This is a genomic window from Aquirufa sp. Wall-65K1 (assembly GCF_054558475.1).
This window is the reverse complement of sequence record NZ_JBPXKD010000001.1, coordinates 611062-630904: the sequence shown is the minus strand read 5'-3', so window position 1 is coordinate 630904 and position 19843 is coordinate 611062. Positions and strand designations below refer to the sequence as shown.

The window sequence follows — 19843 nt, the reverse complement described above, 5'->3', positions numbered from 1 at the left end:
AAATAGTATAATATGGCTCGAAAAAAAGGTTCAGCAAGTATTTTATTCATTTTTATAACATTAGTTATCGATGTGTTAGGGATAGGTTTAATTGTACCTATCATGCCAACCTTGATTTCGAGTTTTACAGGAGGTGATTTAAGTTCCGCTTCGCAATATTCCGGTTGGATGATGGCTTCCTATGCCATCATGCAATTCTTATTTTCACCTGTTTTAGGGGGGGTATCGGATCAATTTGGGCGCAGACCAATCATTTTAATCTCTTTACTTGGCTTTAGTTTAAACTATTTAATTTCTGCTTTGGCTCCCAATTTATTGTGGTTGTTTTTGGCCCGAATATTTTCGGGCATAACTGGTGCTAGTTTTACAACGGCACAGGCATACATTGCAGATATTTCCAAGCCTGAAGATCGGGCCAAGAATTTTGGGATGGTGGGTGCGGCCTTTGGTATAGGTTTTATTATTGGACCTGCCGTAGGAGGATTTTTGGGTAGCTATGGCGTGACGGTTCCATTTTATGCTTCGGCTATATTGACTTTGCTAAATGCCTTGTATGGATATTTTGTATTACCAGAATCTTTAGCGCTAGAAAATCGAAGAAAGTTTGATATCACCCGGGCCAATCCTTTGGGGTCATTGAAGATTTTCACTCGCTATCCATTGATAACGGGCTTAGTAGGAGGCTATTTTTGTTTGCAATTAGCTGGTCAAGCTCATCCAAGCACGTGGTCATATTTTACCATGAAAGTTTTTTCATGGTCTCCTACTGAAGTAGGCTATTCTTTGGCATTTGTTGGGGCCATAGTCGCCATTGTTCAAGGAGGATTATCTCGTTTTATCATGCCCAAATTGGGTGATAAGCGGGCCATTCTATATGGTTTAATGATGTATGGCTTAGGTTTTTTCTTGTTTGCTTATGCCACTAAATCTTGGATGATGTATGTATTTATGGTACCATTTGGCTTGGGTGGTATTGCGGGACCAGCTTTACAAAGTATGATTACCCAGCAAGTAGGCCCTGATGCTCAAGGAGAGTTACAAGGAGGTTTAACTAGTTTACAATCCATTACTACCATTTTAGGTCCTTTGGTTGCCTCTAATCTTTTCGCTTATTTTACTTCTACCTCAGCACCCATACAATTTCCTGGAGCAGCTTTTTTTATTGCAGGTATTCTTGTTTTTATAGGACTTGCTGTTGTATTGTCCTCCATATCTTCTAGAAAAAGAATTTAATTGACAATTGGCAGATTCAGGGGATGAATGATTTCTCCAATAGTCTGCAATCAGCTAATTTTGAGAACAAATAAAACCCTTATCATGAGAAAATTCGTTTATTTATGGGCAATCATTGCCATGTGTGTCAGTTCGTTTGCTGTTTCGGCACAAACTGTCGATGAGATTTTAGCCAAGCACCAAGAAGCCATGGGTGGATTGGATAAGTGGAATAAAGTAAAAACCCTGGTGCAAAATACCAAGTTTACCATTCAAGGTATGGAGATTCAGTCCAAATCGTCAATATTGGTCGGAAAGGCCTTTCGTTCAGAAATAGAGGTAATGGGCAATAAAATGGTGCAAGTAGTGGAAGGGGAAAGTGGCTGGTGGATTCGTCCGCAGATGATGGGAGGTTCTGGTGAGCCTGAGGATATGCCTAAGGAGATGATTAAAGTAAGTAAGAACCAAGAAACTATTGGATCTTTATTACTAACCGCTAAAGCTGAAGGTAGCAAAATTGATTTGGTGAATAAAGAAAAGATGGATGGGGCTGATGTCTATGTTATTCAGATTACTAAAAAAGATGGTGATGTAGGAACTGTTTATCTTTCTGCGAGCACTTATTTAGTCTTGAAGTTTGCCGCAAAAGTTAACTTGGGCGGCCAAGCAGTTGATACTGAATTGAAGTTCTCTAATTATAAAGCGGTAGATGGCTTGTATTTTCCTTTTTCTGTTGAAACAGCAAACCCTATGGGCGGAGGAACCATGCAGGTAGATACGACTTCCATAGAAATAAACCCTAAATTAGAAGCTTCAATTTTTGTTAAGCCAGCAAAAAAATAATTGGAGGGAATCGGAGATTCAATAAAGAAGCCGAGGATTTAAATCCTCGGCTTCTTTATTGAATTTTGGTCAATATTTTGGACGGTTTTTATGGTGGCCGAGGATTTAAATCCTCGGCTTATTTGTTGAATTTTGGTCAATTTTGGGCCGTTTTTATGATGGCCGAGGATTTAAATCCTCGGCTACTTCATTGTATTTTGATCAATTTTGGGCCGTTTTTTTATGGTGGCCGAGGATTTAAATCCTCGGCTTCTTATTGAATTTTGGTCAATTTTGGGCCGTTTTTTATGATGGCCGAGGATTTAAATCCTCGGCTTATTTGTTGTATTTTGGTCAATTTTGGGCCGTTTTTATGATGGCCGAGGATTTAAATCCTCGGCTTTTTCATTGAATTTGGGTCAATTTTGGGCCATTTTTTATGATTCCCGAGGATTTAAATCCTCGGGACCCTATTCAAATCTAAGGTAAAAATTGCTGGATATGATTTCTAGCACTTAATATGGCCTTTTCAATGTCTTCATCGGAACCTTCATAAGCTTTATCTTCCACCTCAATGACAATCGGTCCACGATATCTTACATCATTTAACGCTGAAATAAATTTACCCCAATGAATATCTCCTAAACCAGGAATTTTAGGGGAATGGTATTCCAATGGATTAGCTAAAATTCCCACTCGATTCAATTTTTCTGGGTAAACCTTTACGTCCTTCAAGTGAATATGATGTAATTTTTCCGCATAATGATAGATAGGATAGGTATAATCCATCATTTGGAATACCATGTGCGAAGGATCATAATTTAAACCAAAGTTGGTGGATGGAATGATGCTAAATAATTGATCCCAAATTTTTGGTGTTGTCATCAAATTCTTTCCACCAGGCCATTCATCATCTGTGAAGAACATAGGGCAGTTTTCAATGCCAATTTTTACATTTAATGAATCAGCTAATGCAATAATTTCAGGCCAAACCTCTGTGAATTTCCCAATATTATAAGCCACATTTTTAGTATAGTCTCTTCCAATGAAGGTATTCACGTTCCCAATGCCTAAAACTGCAGCTGCTTTTATTACCTTTTTGATGTGTTCCCGATAAAACAAGGCTTGCTCTTCATTAGGATCCATTGGGTTAGGATAATACCCTAATGCTGAGATTTTAACTGGATGCAAAGCTAATTGAGCTTTTAAGGCTAATAATTCCTCCTGAGAGAGGCTATCAACCGAAATATGGCTAACTCCTGCATATCGACGTGTATCGGCATTGCTGGAGGGCCAGCACATGATTTCTACACAAGCAAATTGTTGGGCATGAGCAAAATCTAATACTTCCCACAATGTTTTGTTCGGAAGAATGGCTGAAACAAATCCTAAATCAAGCATGTATTAATTGTATTTTTTATCCAATAAATAAAAGGTAGCAAAAGATAAAGTAGTTATCCATAGCCCCACAGCCTCACGGGCTAATTCCTGATTGATGGTTTTCATACTTAACCCATCTGTCATAAATCCTTCCCAGGCTGTCATTTCAACCCAGGTTTGTAAGCCCGCCACACCCGAAAGTAAGAACAAAATGACCATTAATTCCGAGTTTACTTTTCCGCTTATCGCTTTAAAAGAAGTATAAGTAGGTATTAGGTAAATCGCTACCCATAAGATTGGATCTGGGTCATTTAGTTGCCAATAGGCAAACAATATGAATATGAGTGTAAAAAGACTGCCAGAAATCAAAAATGCTTTATTCATAAGGATAAGGTTTAGGTATTATTCACATAATTTATGGACAGCCTCTTTGGCTCCCGGATAATTCAGTTTTCCAGCTTGCTGGAAGGCTAAACATGCTTTTTCGTTCAATTTTTGTTGGTATAAACTCAGTCCTAAAGCATAATAACCTTTTCCAAATGTAGGATTAATTTCTACAGATTTCTCAAAGTCCTTGGCTGCCTCTGTCAGGTTATTTCCTTGATAATATATATTTCCTCGGTTATACAAAGCATTTATTTCGCTCGGGTTTTTAGACAAACAAGTGCTAAAATCCGCAATGGCTTGTTGAGGTTTGGCCAATGCAGCCCATACAATTCCCCTTTGAAGATAGGCAGAGGCAGAATCTGGCGAGTTTTTGATGGCAATCTCCAAAGGAGCTAATGCTTTTTCCCAATTGGATTTTTCCATTCGAACAGCCGCTAAATTCAGTTGGGCTTGATATAAGGAAGGTTTTAACTCCGTTGCCTTGATATAATTGCTTTCAGCTTCTTCATATTTTTTTTCTTGAAAATCAATTACCCCAAGCATATTGTATGCTTCAGCTAATCCCGGGTTTTTCTCAATGGATTTTTTCAATGCCTCTCGGGCAGAAACTAGTTCGCCTTTTTTTAAGCGTGATTTAGCCTCTTCTAACCACTCATTTGCAGAAGATGAACAGGAAGAAACAAGGGCCAAAAATAGACAGCTAACTAGGGTCCAGGATTTTAGGTAAGATGTGTTGAATGAAAGCATATTCAAAGTTAATGCCTAGCCTGAAAATATCGGTATGTATTTTGAAAAAAGGGGCATTTTTTATTATCTTTGCAGTGGCAAATTACCAGCTCCCGCTGAATCCCCCAGGTCTTGATCGAAGCAAGGGTAAGTTGGTTGTAGCGGTGAATTTGCCATTTTTTTGTTCAAACCAATCCATCCCATGAAATTTTTTATAGATACAGCTAATTTAGAGCACATTAAAGAAGCACAAGACTTAGGTATTTTAGATGGTGTTACCACGAATCCATCCTTGATGGCCAAGGAAGGCATCAGTGGAAAAGATCAGGTGTTAAAGCATTATAAAGCGATTTGCGATATTGTGGACGGTGATGTTTCTGCTGAGGTAATTGCAACAGATTTTGCCGGAATGATTCGGGAAGGAGAGGAGTTAGCTGAATTGGACGAAAAAATTGTAGTTAAAATTCCTATCATCAAAGATGGCGTAAAGGCCTTAAAATATTTTTCTGACCACGGTATCAAAACCAATTGTACCTTAGTTTTTTCAGCAGGCCAAGCGCTATTAGCTGCAAAAGCGGGTGCAACCTACGTTTCCCCCTTTATTGGTCGCTTAGATGATATTTCTTATGATGGTATTCAATTAATCGAGCAAATTCGATTGATTTATGATAATTACGAATTCGAAACAGAAATTTTAGCTGCTTCGGTTCGCCACCCTATGCACATCATTAATTGTGCTGAAGTGGGTGCCGATGTAATGACAGGACCTTTATCTGCCATTCTAGCTTTATTAAAACATCCATTAACTGATAGCGGCTTGGCTACCTTCTTGGCTGATCACGAAAAAGCAAAGAATAAATAAAGAAAGCTATGGCCGTTCTATCCTTTGAAAATGTCACTATTTTGCAAGATGGTATTCCAACCTTGCAAAATATCAATTTGGAGATGAATGAAGGGGAATTCGCCTATTTAATAGGTAAAACAGGTAGCGGAAAAAGTACCTTGTTTCGCTCCATTTATGCAGAACTTCCTATTGAATTAGGCCTAGCAAAAGTAGCCGGCTATTCATTAAATGACATTAAGCCTAAGGATGTTCCTTTTCTACGTCGTAAACTTGGATTTGTGTTTCAAGACTTTCAGCTACTAACAGATCGTAATGTAGAAAAGAATCTTTCTTTTGTTTTGGAAGCTACAGGACATACCAATCCGGAAGAGATAAGGTTTAGAATAGAACAAGTTTTAGCGCAAGTTGGGATGAGTAATGCCATTCAAAAAAGGGTACACCGACTTTCTGGCGGAGAACAACAGCGCATTTGTATTGCTAGGGCCATTTTAAATAAACCCGTTCTACTATTGGCCGATGAGCCAACGGGACACCTAGATCCAGAAGTTTCATTGGAAATCATGCAATTGTTTAAGCAGTTGAACCAACAAGGCACTGCGATTTTGATGGCAAGTCATGATTATAACACCATGCGCCAAGTACCAGGGCGATTCCTTAAATGTGAAAGCGGAAATATTTTTCCGGTAGAAAGCCTTTAAAATTTTAGAAAATAATAAATAAAGGGCCCAATGGATGTATGTTCCATTGGGCCCTTTGTATTTTCAAATAAGTATGACTAATTATTTACCGGTTAAATACACGACCGGTATGATACATTCCTCCAAGGAGATACCTCCATGCTGAAATGTATTTCGGTAGTGGTTTACATAATGATTGTAATTGTTGGGATAAGCGAACATATAATCCTCTTTGCTAAACACATAGGTAGTTGATACATTAGGTTTTGGTAAGAATAATTGTTCTGGCTTTCGTGAAACCATCATTTTATTGGAATTATCCCAATTTAGATTTTTCCCCTGCTTGTACCTTAAATTAGTGTTGGTTGTTCTGTCGCCAACAATTTTGATGGGATTCTGCACGCGAATCATGCCATGATCCGTAGTAATAATCACCCTTCCTTTTTTATCAGCTATTCGTTTTAATAAATCAAAAAGGGGCGAGTGTAAAAACCAACTCACCGTTAAGCTTCTATATGCTGACTCATCCGGGGCTAATTCCTTAATCATAGCCATATCCGTTCTGGCATGTGAAAGCATATCCACAAAATTGTACACGATGACATTTAAGTCATTGGTTAATAACTTACTAAAATTATCTACCAAGTTTTTACCTTGATATTGATGTATGATTTTATGATACGATGCCTTGGCATTGATTCTTAAGCGTTTTAATTGTTCTTGTAAATAGAACTCCTCATATTGATTAAATCCTTCCTCATCTTCCGAATCCCCTAAGTCAAAAACCCATTTATCTGGATAATTTTTCTGAATTTCTAAAGGCATCATACCCGCAAAAATCGCATTTCTGGCATAGGCGGTAGTGGTAGGTAAAATGGAATAATAGGTCTCCTCTTGTTCCAGTTGGAAATATTCTTGAATAAATCCTTCCAATATTTTCCATTGATCAAAACGTAAATTGTCTACCAGAATAAAGAATAAGGGGCTTTTTTCTTTCAGTTTAGGAAAAACATATTTTCGCATCATTAAATGCGACAAAATAGGGGTCTCAGAATCTGGTTTTTGAAGCCAATTTTCATAAGAATTCTCTATGAACTTACTGAAATGTACATTAGCTTCTGATTTTTGACTACTTAAAACTTCAGCCATGGACTTATTTTCAGTCTTGTCAATTTCAAGCTCCCAATACAAAAGTTTTTTATAAATATCCGCCCATTCTTTGGCACTCAATTGATCCTGATATTGTAAGGATAAAGCCCTGAATTCTTGCTGATAACTGATGTTCGTTTTTTCTTCTTCCAATCTTTTTTTGTCAAAAATGCGTTTGACGGAAAGTAGTAATTGGTTGGGATTTAAGGGTTTAATTAGGTAATCCGCAATTTTTGAACCAATGGCATCTTCCATCAATTCTTCCTCTTCGGATTTCGTAATCATAATCACAGGAAGATTGGGTCTGATTTGTTTGATGGAAATAAGGACTTCCAAACCTGACATTCCTGGCATGTTTTCATCCAAAAATAGCACATCAAATTTTTGTTTTTCTACTAATTCTAAGGCATCAGCTCCCGAATTAACGGTCGTCACTTGGTAACCTTTATTTTCAAGAAAAAGTATGTAAGGGGTTAATAAATCAATTTCGTCGTCAGCCCAAAGTATCGAATACGTCATATGGTATAATTTTATTCTTTTCCCTTAACCCTTCTCATCATGAATTATTGTCTTATCAAAAATTTAATTTTTGTTAAATGGACAATCTAGGTTTTGGTCACCTAAAATTAGCTAATTTTGTCTTGGTAATCATTTTTTTCCATGCCTAATACAGATGCTCCCGTTCGATTTACTGAAAGTGCCAAAGCGAATTTACGGCCATTGGTTCAGGAAGGTAAAATGCCCGAGCCCTTCATTCGAGTTGGTATGAAAGGAGGGACCTGCGGGGGAACCTATGTTTTGGGCTTTGATTCAAAAACAGAATTTGACGAAGAATATCTGATTGATGACATACCTTTATTGATAGACCGCCGACAATTACTTTTTGTTCTTGGTACAGAAATATATTTTGAAGCGCGTGCCAATGGATTTTATTTACATAAACCTACTGTCTCATGAAATTTGCTGCTATTGATATTGGTTCCAATGCTGCCCGCCTACAAATTTCTAGTGTCTTGGAAAATGACGGTGTCATTAGTTTCAAACGTATTGAATATGTTCGCTTTGCCTTGCGTCTAGGGCATGATGTTTTTATAGATGGGGTCATTTCTCCTGATTCAGAAGTTAGAATTTTTAAGTTATTACATGCCTATAAATTATTGATGGACTTGCATGAAGTGAAAGATTATGCCATTTGTGCTACTTCTGCCATGCGTGAAGCCTCCAATGCCCCAGATATCATTACTCGCATTCATAAAATTTTGGATATGAAGATCAATGTGATTGATGGAAGTAGAGAAGCAGAGTTGATCAATGATGTGGTGGTACAATCTTTACATCCCAAGAAAAATTACTTGCACATTGACGTAGGCGGTGGTTCCACCGAATTAAATATTTATCGAAATCGTCAAAAATTAGCTTCTAAATCATTTAAAATAGGCTCTGTTCGTCTATTAGAAGGAAAGGAAAAGGAAGGCGACTGGGAGAAAATGCAGAAATGGATTACCCAGCAAAAAATGGATATTCCAGGACAAATGATTGCCGTGGGTACAGGTGGTAATATAAGTAAGTTGTACAATATTTCAGAAAAGGTAAATGAATCTAAAATGATGCAATTCACTGAATTGCAGCGTATTTCTGATTATGTAGCGTCATTTACTTATGAAGAAAGGGTACATAAATTACGTCTTAATACGGACCGTGCAGACGTTATTGTTCCCGCAGCTTCCATTTATTTGGCAGCCATGAAAACGGCAGGTTGTGAGGAGATTTTTGTGCCAGATTTAGGCCTTAAAGACGGAATCATCCAGCTTTTGTATGATCGCTATTTACAACGTAAAAAATAGGGGAGATTTAGGGGTTAGTTTTTAGTTCTTAGGTCTTAGTGTTTAGGTCTTAGTGTTTAGTTCTTAGATCTTAGTGGTTAGATTTTTGTATTTAATTTTATTTACGTTCTACATTCTACATTCTTCATTCTACATTCTACATTCTCCATTCTACATTCTACATTCTTCATTCTACATTCTCCATTCTACATTCTTCAATCTCCATTCTCCATTCTCCATTCTTCATTCTACATTCTACATTCTACATTCTACATTCTACATTCTACATTCTTCATTCTCAATTCTACATTCTTCATTCTTCATTCTTCATTCTTCATTCTTCATTCTTCATTCTTCATTCTTCATTCTTCATTCTACATTCTACATTCTTCATTCTCCATTCTACATTCTTCATTCTTCATTCTTCATTCTTCATTCTACATTCTACATTCTTCATTCTACATTCTTCATTCTCCATTCTACATTCTTCATTCTACATTCTACATTCTCCATTCTTCATTCTACATTCTACATTCTCCATTCTTCATTCTACATTCTACATTCTACATTCTAAATTCTCCATTCTCCATTCTCCATTCTCCATCCTCCATTCTCCATTTCTATCATAACTAATCCCTAACAACTAATAACTATTTAGTTATTTTATACAACAAGCCCATAGAAAGAATTTGTGAAAACTGCCAATTAGGGTCTTGGTCATAGTCTCGAAATAGAACGGCTTGCACATTGGTACTCAAGTATTTATTTACCTTCATGGTCAAATTGGCATCAAACCGATGTACAATACCGTTGGACACACCAAATCTAAAATAGTCCATAAGGGCTGAATAGCGGGCCTTAAGGTTGACATTTTCAAAAATATTTTTGTCGACGTTGGCCAAAAATTGGAATACAAATTGATTTCGAATATTATCTCCAGGTTTTTGCAAACCATATAAACCTGCCCTAGAGATTCGTTCATCCAAAACAAAAGTTTGACGTAAACTACCAATACCAAATCGGGTATAAAATGCTTTTTGAGGATGGTATTCAAAACCCATGGAGGTAGTCAAATAAGCAGGAGCAAAAATAGATGAAGTGATAGAATCCACAGGAATCCCTAAGCTGTTCTTTTTATTGTATTCAAATCCTTGAAAAAATTGAGTTTGAAAGTTGGTTGAACCATAATAATCCCATTTTGGACTAATTCGATAACCCGCTTTAAATTCATAAAATATGCGATCTACGTTTTTACGTAAACTTTGGGTTCTATTTTGTAGGAAACCTACTTGCATTTGTAAATCACTCGCTAAACGCCAAGAATTATTTTGCACACTGGCGGAATGATTTAAATACCAACCCGTTGCAAAGGTATTGGTTCCTCCTCCTTTCCAATTATCACTAAAACTCGATTGATTTAAATTGATACCGGTGGTAAATTCCTGCTTCCATTTTCTAACGACACTGTCAGGCTTCATCGAGGCCATCGACTGAAAAGCAATAAAAATGCTAGTGAATATTAGGAGTAAATGGACCTTCATGTGACAAATGTACAAAATTGATTGTTCTACCTTGTGAGCTCTAACGGATTTCCTACCCAAATTTGTACATTTCCTTGAAAAAAATCTCCTGATTTTAATTGAATCAATCCATCCAAGGTATTAAAAGCATCTGTATTAGCTGTCATGGGCTCAATAGCGACACAATTTTCATTGGCAGGGGCAAAGACTACTAAAAAAGGAAAAAGTTTACTAGACTGCTGAACAAATAAGGCTCTTTTTTGCTTCGTGTCCACCAATTCAGTCAAGTGGATATCCATTGGGTTCAATCGAAAAACGTGGTCTATTTCTTGGGTTCTAAAGGATAGGCCTTTTGTCATTTCCATCATTTCTTCTTTCATGGGAATCATTTGTGAATCAGATAAAAAGCGGCTTTTACCCTTAAAGTATATATGATAATCGGCTAAATCAGTTCCTGGAATTTGAAAATAGGGATGCCAACCGCATGCAAAAGGCATATCACCCTCACCTGAATTAGTACATTTCATAGAAACATCTAAAATCCCTTCCTGACCTAAGCTAAATTCCCATTCAAACACAAAAGGGAAGGGGTAGGCTTCATAATCACCCTCATAGTTGTAAATTAAAGAAATCTTGGCAAATCCATCAGTACATACTTGTTGCCCCAATTCAAAAGGCCTTCTAGCGAGAAATCCATGTATGGCATTACCTAAGGCCTTTTCATTGATGGGTAATTGGTAGTTCTTTCCCAAGAATGAGTAATTACCGTTTCTGACACGGTTTACCCAAGGGCATAGTAAAGCACTTGGGTATAAATCATTGTCCCTCATTGAAAATTGCTTCGATTGAGGGATAGCAATGATGTTTTCTAATTTACCAGCAAAACTGACATATAAGCTTTTTAAGGCTCCCCCTAGGTCTGCTAGTATTTCAGCTGATTCACCAGTCGCGGGATTGCGCAATTGAACTACTCGGCCATCAGGTGAATCGAAAAAATTTATTTCCATAGCGTTTTTTCCTCTATTCCCATACCATACAAGGCAAAGTCATATTGTACAGGATCGGTTGAATTATATTGTTTTAATACTTGTGTTAGTTCTACCGCTTTCTTCCAATGGGTAGGTCCAGGAGAAACCAAGTGTAACCTTTCTGCTGTTCGCTGCGAATGTACATCCAAGGGACAAATTAATTGATGAGGTGCTATTTTTGACCAAATTCCAAAATCCACTCCAGCCTGGTCTTTTCGTACCATCCATCGTAAAAACATACATAAGCGCTTACAGGCGGAGTTTTTCACGGGAGCAGATACATGTTTTTTCGTGCGTTCGGGAGCCCAAGATGGCTCAAAAAAATAGCGATAAAAGCCATTTAATGCTTCTTCTATATCGGAGTTTTCTGTATTAAAATTTCCTAGCACAAAGGCCTCTTCCAAACTGGAATACTGCTGATAATGATTCCGAAAGAAGGAAAGAAAATATAAGGTGTCTGTATAATTAAAAGTCCGATGTTTAAATTGCTCGAAGCGTTGAAGATCCTTTTCCTGATGTTGTAAAACAAAATCATAAGGAGCTCCATCCATCAAATCAATCAACTCCCGTCCCTTTTGTAAAATGGTTTTTCTTTGTCCCCATGCCAGCATGGAAATCCAAAATCCCATGATTTCTATATCCTGCTTTTTACTAAAAAGGTGTGGAATCGAAATGGGGTCATGTTCAATGAACCTAGGATGATTGAAAAAGGCTACTTTTTTATTTAATAGCTCGACTAAATCATCCTGCATCTTTCTATTTTTTGGAACCAAAGAAAGCTATGATTTTGGAAGGTAAAGAAAATATCCAGACCAAAATGGTAACTACTACTGAAAATGCAGCTATGAAAGGGTAGGATAAGATAAAAAATACCTCAAAAACTACATTTCCTGCTGTAATTGGTCTTTTCCGTTTTGCCATATTATTGAACTAAATAACTTATTTCAGCTCTAATACGTTTATCCACTGCATTTAATCGCTCAAATGCTTTTGGGGATAATTTAATAATTACCTTGTTATCGGTGTTAGGTAAACGACCAATCACTTTAACCCAAATGCTTTGGTTATTTGCCAAGTTTTTAACCAATACCAAGGTTCCAATTGGGGCCGATTTGTGTAAGGCTAAATATTTACCAGAATTGTCTGGAACATCAATTAATTCAGCAATACCCGTTTCAATGGTCTTGCGAATACCTTCTTGTGTCGTACTTCCTTCCGGGGAGCCGCTTGCAGCAGCTGTTGAATTTTCTTTAGCTGCCGGTAAGGTCATATCAATTTTTGCTTCCTTGGTTTCGGCTACCTTTTCTGTTTTGTTAGGTAATAAGGAAGTCTTGTCTATGCTGCTTGCACTTGGTTCCGCAATAATTAAACGCTGTCCCTCTTGAAGACGATCAGAGGTTAAATTATTCCATTTTCTAATTTGCGCCATCGTCACCTGATGCATGTTGGCAATAGTCAATAAACCTTGTCTGCGAGCTACAATGTGAATCCCTTTATCCGATTTATTTCCGTCCTCAACGGTTTTTTCAGGGCTGGTTGGAGCCACACTGACTTCATTAGGCTTGTCAATGGTTTTTAAAATACTAGGGCTTTCCTCTAAATAATGTAATGGAATAAACACCAGTTCTCCTGTTTTTACTGGAATCCCAATTTCTGGATTCACTTGTTTGAATTCGCTTAGGGATAAATTATATCGACGAAGTATCGAGAATAAGGACTGCTTAGGACCCACTTTAAATACTACATAAGTTTTATTGTTTTCTTTTTTTAAGCCTAAAGAATCTACTGTCATGGCTTTTAATTGAGCAGAAAATCCCAAACAAATAAATAAGAAGAGTATCAATGATTTAAAATTCATAAATTTCTAGTTGTAGCTTGTGTTGAATAAATAATAAGTGATTTTGGAAAATTTGAAAGGTATGATATCCCATCAATTCCCCTTCTTCCAAAAGTTCATGTAAAATGATTTGGAAATGATTGTCACAGACCAAAAGGTAATTTTTCCATGCACCATCGTAAAGATAATAAGAAAAAATTAGCTTATCCTCGCCTTCCCAATAATCCAAACCCTTTGCAATCTGTAAACTGAATTTGAGCTTAAAAAATTGTTTAAAGGCAGAAAATTGTTCTTGACTTTCTTCTATATGATGTGGGCTTTCAAATGCAAATGGCTCACTATCAGTTGATTCCCTTTGTTTAGTAAGAATTTTACCAGAATCCACATCTAAAATCAAAGCCGATTTCCCTTGTTGGATTACCAGTTGATCTTCTGATAATTCCTTTGCTTGTTGACTTTCTATGGCATATTGTAATTGCCCATCTAACAAATTGTAAGCCTCTACAGCCTCTATTCCCGGGTTTTTTCCTGACTGTAAGCGTACAAATACCCCTAACTTTTCACGGCCTTTGAGCCATTGTAAATGACTACTATGAGCTGGTAAATTGGAAATATGTCTTAATTCGTTGGACTTGAAATCATAGGAATACCAATGTCCTCCAGTGGCATCTTTAGCTTCTATCCAAAGTTTGGGAGTCTCTTTGTTACCCCAATAGCCTAGGCTCCAAACGGGTTGCGAAAATTGATATTGGAATTTTTTTTTCAAGTCAGACAAAAGGTTTCTAGGCAAATAATGTGCAAATTTGGCAATATTCTATCAATTAACGTACATCTGAATATGATGCAAGGCAAAAAAGTCGTAGCTGTCATTCCTGCTAGGTATGCTTCTACGCGCTTTCCCGGAAAACCTTTGGTTGATTTGGGAGGCAAACCCATGATTCAACGCACTTATGATCAAGTAGCTTCCGTTCCAGGATGGGAGAAAATTATTATTGCCACAGATGATGAACGAATATTTGATGTAGCTCAAAAGTTTGGTGCAGAAGTGATGATGACTGATGCCTCACATCAATCAGGGACAGATCGCTGCGCCGAAATTTTAAGTAAATTGGATAGCCCTGTAGATTATTTAGTCAATATTCAAGGTGATGAGCCATTTATTAATCCTGATCAATTACTAGAACTGAGCACAGGTTTTGAAAGTAATGCCCCCATTCTAACTTTGGTTAAGGAGATTCACGATGAATTGACCTTATTTAATACCAATGTTCCCAAGGTGGTGATGGATGTACAACATAATGCCTTGTATTTTTCCCGACAAACGATTCCATACTTGCGAGGAGTGGCTACGGAAGATTGGTTTGATCACCATCACTTTTTTAAACACATAGGACTTTATGCTTATCGGGCAGATGTCCTGCCTGTTCTTAGTCAATTGCCTGTTTCTAGTTTAGAAAAGGCAGAAATGTTGGAACAATTGCGTTGGCTTCAACATGGTTTTCAAATTAAACTCATCGAAACCCAACACGAAACCGTGGGAATCGATAGTCCTTCTGATTTAGAAAAAATTAAGAAATTAGGCTTTCTTTAAATAAATATCTCTTTATCTAGACCTTCAAAAGGCGTATCTTTATAAGATTTTTAAGAGGTTATTCGAATTATTGTACGATTCGGAGAAGGTTTATATCAATATGCAGAAACAAAATATTTTAGATCGATTGAAAGATCGAATCTTAGTGCTTGATGGCGCTATGGGTTCTTTAATTCAGCAGTATCAATTAACAGATGGAGATTATCGTGGAGATAGGTTTAAAGACTTTCCTCATGAAGTAAAAGGAAACAATGATTTGTTGTCCCTTACGCGTCCAGACGTTATCAAGGAAATTCATGCCAAATATTTTGAGGCAGGCGCTGATATAGCAGAAACAAATACTTTTTCGGGTACCTCCATTGCCATGGCGGATTATCACATGGAAGATTTAGTTTATGAATTAAATTTTGAATCAGCCAAGATTGCCAAAGAAGTTGCCGATGAGTATAGCTTAAAAACTCCAGAACAGCCTCGCTATGTGGCAGGTTCAATTGGGCCAACCAACCGTACTCTTTCCTTATCGCCCGATGTCAATGATCCTGGTTTCAGAGCCGTATCTTTTGATGAATTGGTTGAGGCCTACCAAGAACAAGTACGTGGATTAGTGGATGGAGGTGTAGACTTACTTTTGGTAGAAACAGTATTCGATACACTCAACGCTAAGGCAGCTCTTTTTGCCATAGATCAATATTTTCAGCAAAATCCAAATCAACCTTATTTACCTGTCATGGTCTCAGGGACCATTACAGACGCTTCCGGTAGAACCCTTTCCGGTCAAACTACAGAGGCATTTTTGGCATCTATTGCCCATATGCCTTTATTGTCGGTAGGTTTAAACTGTGCCTTGGGTGCAGATTTAATGCGACCATATATTAAGACTCTTTCTGATAAATCACCATTTTTAGTATCTGCTCATCCGAATGCAGGTTTGCCAAATGAAATGGGTGAATATGACCAAAGTCCAGAACAAATGGCTGCGGTGATTGAGGATTATTTGCAAAATGGCTTCATTAACATCATTGGAGGCTGTTGCGGTACTACGCCAGACCATATCCGCTTGATCGCTCAAACGGCAGCAAAATATCCACCTCATCAATTACCAGCTAAAAACCTAAATCAGAAACTTTCTGGATTAGAACCTTTGGAAATTACCGAATTGACCAATTTTGTCAATATTGGTGAGCGTTGTAATGTGACCGGCTCAAAAAAATTCGCTCGATTGATTCGTGAGGAAAATTTTGAAGAAGCTATTGCTATTGCCAGGGAGCAAGTAGATGGTGGTGCTCAAATCTTGGATGTCAACCTAGATGAAGGTATGATTGACGGTGTTAAAATGATGCCTCAATTCCTTAATTTATTGATGTCTGAACCCGATATCTCCCGCTTACCCATCATGATTGACTCTTCCAAATGGGAAGTTATTGAGGCGGGATTAAAGTGCGTTCAAGGTAAATCTGTTGTGAATTCCATTTCCCTTAAGGAAGGAGAAGAGCGTTTTATTGAATTAGCTAAAAAAGTAAAGCGATACGGTGCTTCTGTGGTCGTAATGGCTTTTGATGAGCAAGGTCAAGCAGATTCTTATGAGCGTCGAATTGAAATTTGCCAAAGAGCTTATGATATCTTAGTCAATGTGGTAAATTTCCCTCCACAGGATATCATCTTTGACCCAAATATTTTGACGGTTGCTACTGGAATGGAAGAGCATAATAATTATGCCAATGATTTCATCAAAGCAACTTCCTGGATTAAGAAAAACCTACCTCATGCCAAGGTATCAGGTGGTGTATCCAATATTTCCTTTTCATTCCGTGGAAATGAAGTCGTTCGAGAGGCGATGCATACGGTATTTTTATATTATGCTATTCAAGCAGGTATGGATATGGGTATTGTAAATGCCAGTCAATTAGGCGTTTATGATGAGATTTCTCAGCCTTTAAGGGATCTGTGTGAAGATGTTCTGCTTAACAGAAATCCCGATGCTACTGAAAAATTAGTCGCTTTTGCCGATACCGTTAAATCCTCTGGCAAAGAGCAAGTGGTAGATGATGCTTGGAGAAAATTACCTGTTAATAAACGTTTAGAGCATGCCCTTATCAAAGGTTTAACTGAGTTTATTGATGAAGATACCGAAGAGGCTAGAAAGTTAGTTGAGCGTCCTATTCAAGTTATTGAAGGACCTTTGATGGATGGAATGAATGTGGTGGGTGACTTATTTGGAGCAGGAAAAATGTTCTTGCCTCAGGTAGTAAAATCTGCCCGTGTGATGAAAAAGGCGGTAGCCTATTTATTGCCATTTATTGAAGCAGAAAAACAAGTAGGAGAGAGCTCTTCAGCAGGAAAAATTTTATTAGCTACGGTAAAGGGCGACGTCCACGATATCGGTAAAAATATCGTAGGGGTGGTGTTGGCTTGCAATAATTATGAAGTAATTGATTTAGGTGTCATGGTTTCCTGTGATAAGATTTTGGCTGCTGCCAAAGAACATCAAGTGGATATCATAGGCTTATCGGGCTTAATTACTCCAAGTTTGGATGAAATGGTCTATGTGGCAAAAGAAATGAAGCGCATGGGCTTTACCATTCCTTTGCTGATTGGCGGAGCTACAACTTCTCGATTACATACCGCAGTAAAAATAGATCCTCATTATGATGGACCTGTAATTCACGTATTGGATGCATCACGTTCGGTACCCGTGGCAGGTAGATTATTACAAAGCGAATTATCCCAAAAGGAAATATTCAACGAAATCAAGGAGGAATATGCTCAGATACGTGTTCAACATGCAGCGCGTCAGCAAGAGAAAAATTATTTGACCATTGACCAAGCTAGACAAAAATCGAGAGGAATCGATTGGTCTGATTTTCAAGCTTATCAACCCACTTTCTTAGGGGTAAAATACTTTGAAGATTACTCTTTGGCTGAGATTGCTAAATACATCGACTGGACTCCATTTTTTGCCACTTGGCAATTGAGTGGAAAATATCCTCGTATTTTTGATGATGCCGTGGTGGGTCATGAAGCAAAAAAGCTATTCCAAGATGCCCAAGATTTATTAGCCGAAATTATACGTGATAAATCCTTACAAGCTAAAGCTGCCTTAGGATTTTTCCCAGCAAATGCCTTTGGTGATGATATAATTTTGCATGATTTTAAGGCCAATGAAAATAAGGTAGCTTGTGAAAAACATGGCGAACATGTCCATGTGAATTATGAGATTGTAAAGAAGGATGAAAATTCTGATTCGAGTCAATGGCTTCATCATTTGCGTCAGCAAAATGTCAAAGCTGCAAACCTGGCTAATCATTGTTTAAGTGATTTTGTGGCACCTTTAGAAACCGGAGTTACCGATTACGTGGGAGCTTTTGCAGTAACCGCTGGTATTGGTATTGAAGCGCTATTGGAAAAATACGATAAAGCGCATGATGATTATAATTCCATCATGGTCAAGGCTTTAGCAGACCGTTTGGCAGAAGCCTTTGCCGAATTGTTGCATGAGCGAGTTCGTAAAGAATTCTGGGCTTATGAGCGTGATGAAGATTTAACTAACGAGGATTTGATTGCCGAGAAATATACGGGCATTCGTCCAGCTCCAGGTTATCCTGCTTGTCCAGATCATACGGAAAAGAAGCGATTGTTTGAATTATTGGATGCTGAAAATCAAATTGGAATTAAGTTGACCGAAAGCTATGCCATGTATCCCGCATCTTCAGTTTCAGGTTTTTACTTTTCTCATCCTAAATCCACCTATTATGGTTTAGGAAAAATTACCAAAGATCAAGTGGAGGATTATGCTCAACGTAAACAAATGCCGGTTGAGGAGATAGAACGTTGGTTAAGTCCAGTTTTAAATTACGATGCATAGAATATGACTAAAATTACCGAGTATTTTAAGAATTCAGGAGGTAAAACCTTATTTTCTATTGAGATTATTCCACCGGTTAAAGGGCAGCATTTAGGCGAATTAATGAGCCATATTGAGCCTTTAATGGAGTTTAAGCCTCCCTTTATTGAGGTTACTTATCACCGTGAAGAATATGTAGAGAAGGAGGTAAATGGTGAAGTAAAAAGAATTCCTATTCGTAAGCGTCCTGGCACCTTAGGTATCTGTGCTGCTTTAATGCAGAAGTTTAAAATTGAGGCTGTTCCACACGTTATTTGTGGAGGATTTACCCAAGAGGAAACAGAAGATTTCTTGATTGACCTACATTACTTAGGGATAGAAAATGTCTTGGCCTTACGGGGTGATCAAGAAAAAGGGGAGGATCGATTTATTCCTAAAAGCGGTGGACATGCCTATGCTAATGAATTGGTGGCGCAGATTAGTCGAATGAATAAGGGGCAATTGTTGTATGAAGAGACGGAATCTTTTCCTACTAACTTTTGTGTGGGTGTCGCTGGATATCCAGAAAAACATTTTGAAGCAGTTTCCTTGGATACCGATCTTCAATACTTAAAACAAAAAGTGGACGCAGGTGCTGACTATGTAGTTACGCAAATGTTTTTTGACAATCAAAAATACTTTGATTTTGTGAAGGCATGTAGGGCCAACGATATTCATGTTCCCATCATACCGGGCATTAAGCCATTGGCTACTGTCAAGCAATTAGAGATTTTACCAGCAATATTTCATTTGGAGATCCCTCAAGCATTATCATCTGCTGTTTTGGCGGCTTCCAATTCGGCAGGTATTAAGCAAGCAGGAATCGAATGGGCGATTCAGCAAGGCAAAGAATTAATGAAGGCCGGTGTTCCAGCCTTGCATTTCTATACCATGAGTAAATCAGATAGCGTTAGATCGATTGCTTCGGCCTTGTTTTAATTGAAAGGGCGATTTTGCAATCGCTCTT

At 37.8% G+C, this 19843-nt stretch carries 19 protein-coding genes; 9 read left to right on the top strand and 10 right to left on the bottom strand.

The window, feature by feature from the left end:
- Positions 1–12: 12 nt before the first annotated feature.
- Positions 13–1233 (top strand): TCR/Tet family MFS transporter, encoded by a 1221-nt coding sequence (locus tag ACST15_RS02880; RefSeq protein ID WP_459453138.1) that lies wholly within the window; start codon positions 13–15, stop codon positions 1231–1233.
- 84 nt (positions 1234–1317) lie between these two features.
- Complete coding sequence (locus ACST15_RS02875; protein WP_459453137.1) at positions 1318–2055, top strand: outer membrane lipoprotein-sorting protein; 738 nt, start codon at positions 1318–1320, stop codon at positions 2053–2055.
- Positions 2056–2514: 459 nt separating this feature from the next.
- On the opposite strand, the gene ACST15_RS02870 is transcribed toward ACST15_RS02875, so the two are convergent.
- The 3 genes from ACST15_RS02870 to ACST15_RS02860 are packed head-to-tail and all read right to left on the bottom strand — an operon-like array spanning position 2515 to position 4548.
- Entirely contained in the window at positions 2515–3435 is a 921-nt protein-coding gene (locus ACST15_RS02870; protein WP_459453136.1) for a sugar phosphate isomerase/epimerase family protein, read from the bottom strand.
- 3 nt (positions 3436–3438) lie between these two features.
- Positions 3439–3798, bottom strand: a complete 360-nt coding sequence (locus ACST15_RS02865; protein WP_459453135.1) for a transmembrane 220 family protein — start codon at positions 3796–3798, stop codon at positions 3439–3441.
- 18 nt (positions 3799–3816) lie between these two features.
- The gene (locus ACST15_RS02860; RefSeq protein ID WP_459453134.1) at positions 3817–4548 is read right to left on the bottom strand and encodes a tetratricopeptide repeat protein; all 732 of its coding nucleotides are present in this window, start codon (positions 4546–4548) and stop codon (positions 3817–3819) included.
- 181 nt (positions 4549–4729) lie between these two features.
- On the opposite strand from ACST15_RS02860, the gene fsa reads away from it, so the two are divergent.
- Positions 4730–5389 (top strand): fructose-6-phosphate aldolase, encoded by a 660-nt coding sequence (gene fsa, locus ACST15_RS02855; RefSeq protein ID WP_223144211.1) that lies wholly within the window; start codon positions 4730–4732, stop codon positions 5387–5389.
- 8 nt (positions 5390–5397) lie between these two features.
- The gene (locus ACST15_RS02850) at positions 5398–6069 is read left to right on the top strand and encodes a cell division ATP-binding protein FtsE (protein ID WP_459453133.1); all 672 of its coding nucleotides are present in this window, start codon (positions 5398–5400) and stop codon (positions 6067–6069) included.
- Positions 6070–6150: 81 nt separating this feature from the next.
- Here ACST15_RS02850 and porX read toward each other — a convergent pair whose 3' ends face one another.
- Positions 6151–7716 carry a T9SS response regulator signal transducer PorX gene (gene porX / locus ACST15_RS02845; protein ID WP_459453132.1) on the bottom strand — a complete coding sequence of 522 codons (1566 nt, stop codon included), beginning with the start codon at positions 7714–7716 and terminating at the stop codon, positions 6151–6153.
- A 141-nt stretch (positions 7717–7857) separates the two neighbouring features.
- Here porX and ACST15_RS02840 point away from each other — a divergent pair, with 141 nt between their 5' ends.
- Positions 7858–8154: a HesB/IscA family protein gene (locus ACST15_RS02840; RefSeq protein WP_459453131.1), complete on the top strand. Its 297-nt coding sequence runs from the start codon at positions 7858–7860 to the stop codon at positions 8152–8154.
- The gene (locus tag ACST15_RS02835; protein WP_459453130.1) at positions 8151–9041 is read left to right on the top strand and encodes a Ppx/GppA phosphatase family protein; all 891 of its coding nucleotides are present in this window, start codon (positions 8151–8153) and stop codon (positions 9039–9041) included. The genes ACST15_RS02840 and ACST15_RS02835 overlap by 4 nt, the downstream gene beginning before the upstream one ends.
- A 629-nt stretch (positions 9042–9670) precedes the next feature.
- Here the strand turns inward: ACST15_RS02835 and ACST15_RS02830 are convergent.
- Genes ACST15_RS02830 through ACST15_RS02805 form a run of 6 tightly spaced genes read right to left on the bottom strand, consistent with a single transcriptional unit; the run spans position 9671 to position 14171 of the window.
- A complete protein-coding gene (locus ACST15_RS02830; RefSeq protein WP_459453129.1) occupies positions 9671–10561 on the bottom strand; it encodes a DUF3078 domain-containing protein in 891 nt (296 codons plus the stop codon).
- Positions 10562–10587: 26 nt separating this feature from the next.
- Positions 10588–11547, bottom strand: coding sequence for an aldose epimerase family protein (locus ACST15_RS02825; RefSeq protein ID WP_459453128.1), 960 nt, complete (start codon positions 11545–11547; stop codon positions 10588–10590).
- Complete coding sequence (locus ACST15_RS02820; protein WP_459453127.1) at positions 11538–12320, bottom strand: TIGR02757 family protein; 783 nt, start codon at positions 12318–12320, stop codon at positions 11538–11540. Before ACST15_RS02820 ends, ACST15_RS02825 begins: the two co-directional genes overlap by 10 nt.
- 4 nt (positions 12321–12324) lie before the next feature.
- A complete protein-coding gene (locus ACST15_RS02815; protein ID WP_459453126.1) occupies positions 12325–12489 on the bottom strand; it encodes a hypothetical protein in 165 nt (54 codons plus the stop codon).
- 1 nt (position 12490) lies between these two features.
- Positions 12491–13426 carry a septal ring lytic transglycosylase RlpA family protein gene (locus tag ACST15_RS02810; protein WP_459453125.1) on the bottom strand — a complete coding sequence of 312 codons (936 nt, stop codon included), beginning with the start codon at positions 13424–13426 and terminating at the stop codon, positions 12491–12493.
- Positions 13416–14171 (bottom strand): hypothetical protein, encoded by a 756-nt coding sequence (locus tag ACST15_RS02805; RefSeq protein WP_459453124.1) that lies wholly within the window; start codon positions 14169–14171, stop codon positions 13416–13418. The genes ACST15_RS02810 and ACST15_RS02805 overlap by 11 nt, the downstream gene beginning before the upstream one ends.
- Before the next feature lie 72 nt (positions 14172–14243).
- Between ACST15_RS02805 and kdsB the strand changes: the two genes are divergently transcribed.
- The 3 genes from kdsB to metF all read left to right on the top strand — a co-directional run bounded on the left by kdsB (position 14244) and on the right by metF (position 19815).
- The gene (kdsB, locus tag ACST15_RS02800) at positions 14244–14996 is read left to right on the top strand and encodes a 3-deoxy-manno-octulosonate cytidylyltransferase (RefSeq protein WP_459453123.1); all 753 of its coding nucleotides are present in this window, start codon (positions 14244–14246) and stop codon (positions 14994–14996) included.
- 100 nt (positions 14997–15096) lie between these two features.
- Positions 15097–18858 carry a methionine synthase gene (gene metH, locus ACST15_RS02795; RefSeq protein WP_459453122.1) on the top strand — a complete coding sequence of 1254 codons (3762 nt, stop codon included), beginning with the start codon at positions 15097–15099 and terminating at the stop codon, positions 18856–18858.
- A gap of 3 nt (positions 18859–18861) precedes the next feature.
- A complete protein-coding gene (metF, locus tag ACST15_RS02790; protein ID WP_459453121.1) occupies positions 18862–19815 on the top strand; it encodes a methylenetetrahydrofolate reductase [NAD(P)H] in 954 nt (317 codons plus the stop codon).
- Positions 19816–19843 lie beyond the last annotated feature (28 nt).

Coding starts and splice junctions, on each gene's coding strand:
- ACST15_RS02880 (WP_459453138.1), top strand. CDS start 13: ATGGCTCGAAAAAAAGGTTCAGCAAGTATTTTATTCATTTTTATAACA.
- ACST15_RS02875 (WP_459453137.1), top strand. CDS start 1,318: ATGAGAAAATTCGTTTATTTATGGGCAATCATTGCCATGTGTGTCAGT.
- ACST15_RS02870 (WP_459453136.1), bottom strand. CDS start 3,435: ATGCTTGATTTAGGATTTGTTTCAGCCATTCTTCCGAACAAAACATTG.
- ACST15_RS02865 (WP_459453135.1), bottom strand. CDS start 3,798: ATGAATAAAGCATTTTTGATTTCTGGCAGTCTTTTTACACTCATATTC.
- ACST15_RS02860 (WP_459453134.1), bottom strand. CDS start 4,548: ATGCTTTCATTCAACACATCTTACCTAAAATCCTGGACCCTAGTTAGC.
- fsa (WP_223144211.1), top strand. CDS start 4,730: ATGAAATTTTTTATAGATACAGCTAATTTAGAGCACATTAAAGAAGCA.
- ACST15_RS02850 (WP_459453133.1), top strand. CDS start 5,398: ATGGCCGTTCTATCCTTTGAAAATGTCACTATTTTGCAAGATGGTATT.
- porX (WP_459453132.1), bottom strand. CDS start 7,716: ATGACGTATTCGATACTTTGGGCTGACGACGAAATTGATTTATTAACC.
- ACST15_RS02840 (WP_459453131.1), top strand. CDS start 7,858: ATGCCTAATACAGATGCTCCCGTTCGATTTACTGAAAGTGCCAAAGCG.
- ACST15_RS02835 (WP_459453130.1), top strand. CDS start 8,151: ATGAAATTTGCTGCTATTGATATTGGTTCCAATGCTGCCCGCCTACAA.
- ACST15_RS02830 (WP_459453129.1), bottom strand. CDS start 10,561: ATGAAGGTCCATTTACTCCTAATATTCACTAGCATTTTTATTGCTTTT.
- ACST15_RS02825 (WP_459453128.1), bottom strand. CDS start 11,547: ATGGAAATAAATTTTTTCGATTCACCTGATGGCCGAGTAGTTCAATTG.
- ACST15_RS02820 (WP_459453127.1), bottom strand. CDS start 12,320: ATGCAGGATGATTTAGTCGAGCTATTAAATAAAAAAGTAGCCTTTTTC.
- ACST15_RS02815 (WP_459453126.1), bottom strand. CDS start 12,489: ATGGCAAAACGGAAAAGACCAATTACAGCAGGAAATGTAGTTTTTGAG.
- ACST15_RS02810 (WP_459453125.1), bottom strand. CDS start 13,426: ATGAATTTTAAATCATTGATACTCTTCTTATTTATTTGTTTGGGATTT.
- kdsB (WP_459453123.1), top strand. CDS start 14,244: ATGATGCAAGGCAAAAAAGTCGTAGCTGTCATTCCTGCTAGGTATGCT.
- metH (WP_459453122.1), top strand. CDS start 15,097: ATGCAGAAACAAAATATTTTAGATCGATTGAAAGATCGAATCTTAGTG.
- metF (WP_459453121.1), top strand. CDS start 18,862: ATGACTAAAATTACCGAGTATTTTAAGAATTCAGGAGGTAAAACCTTA.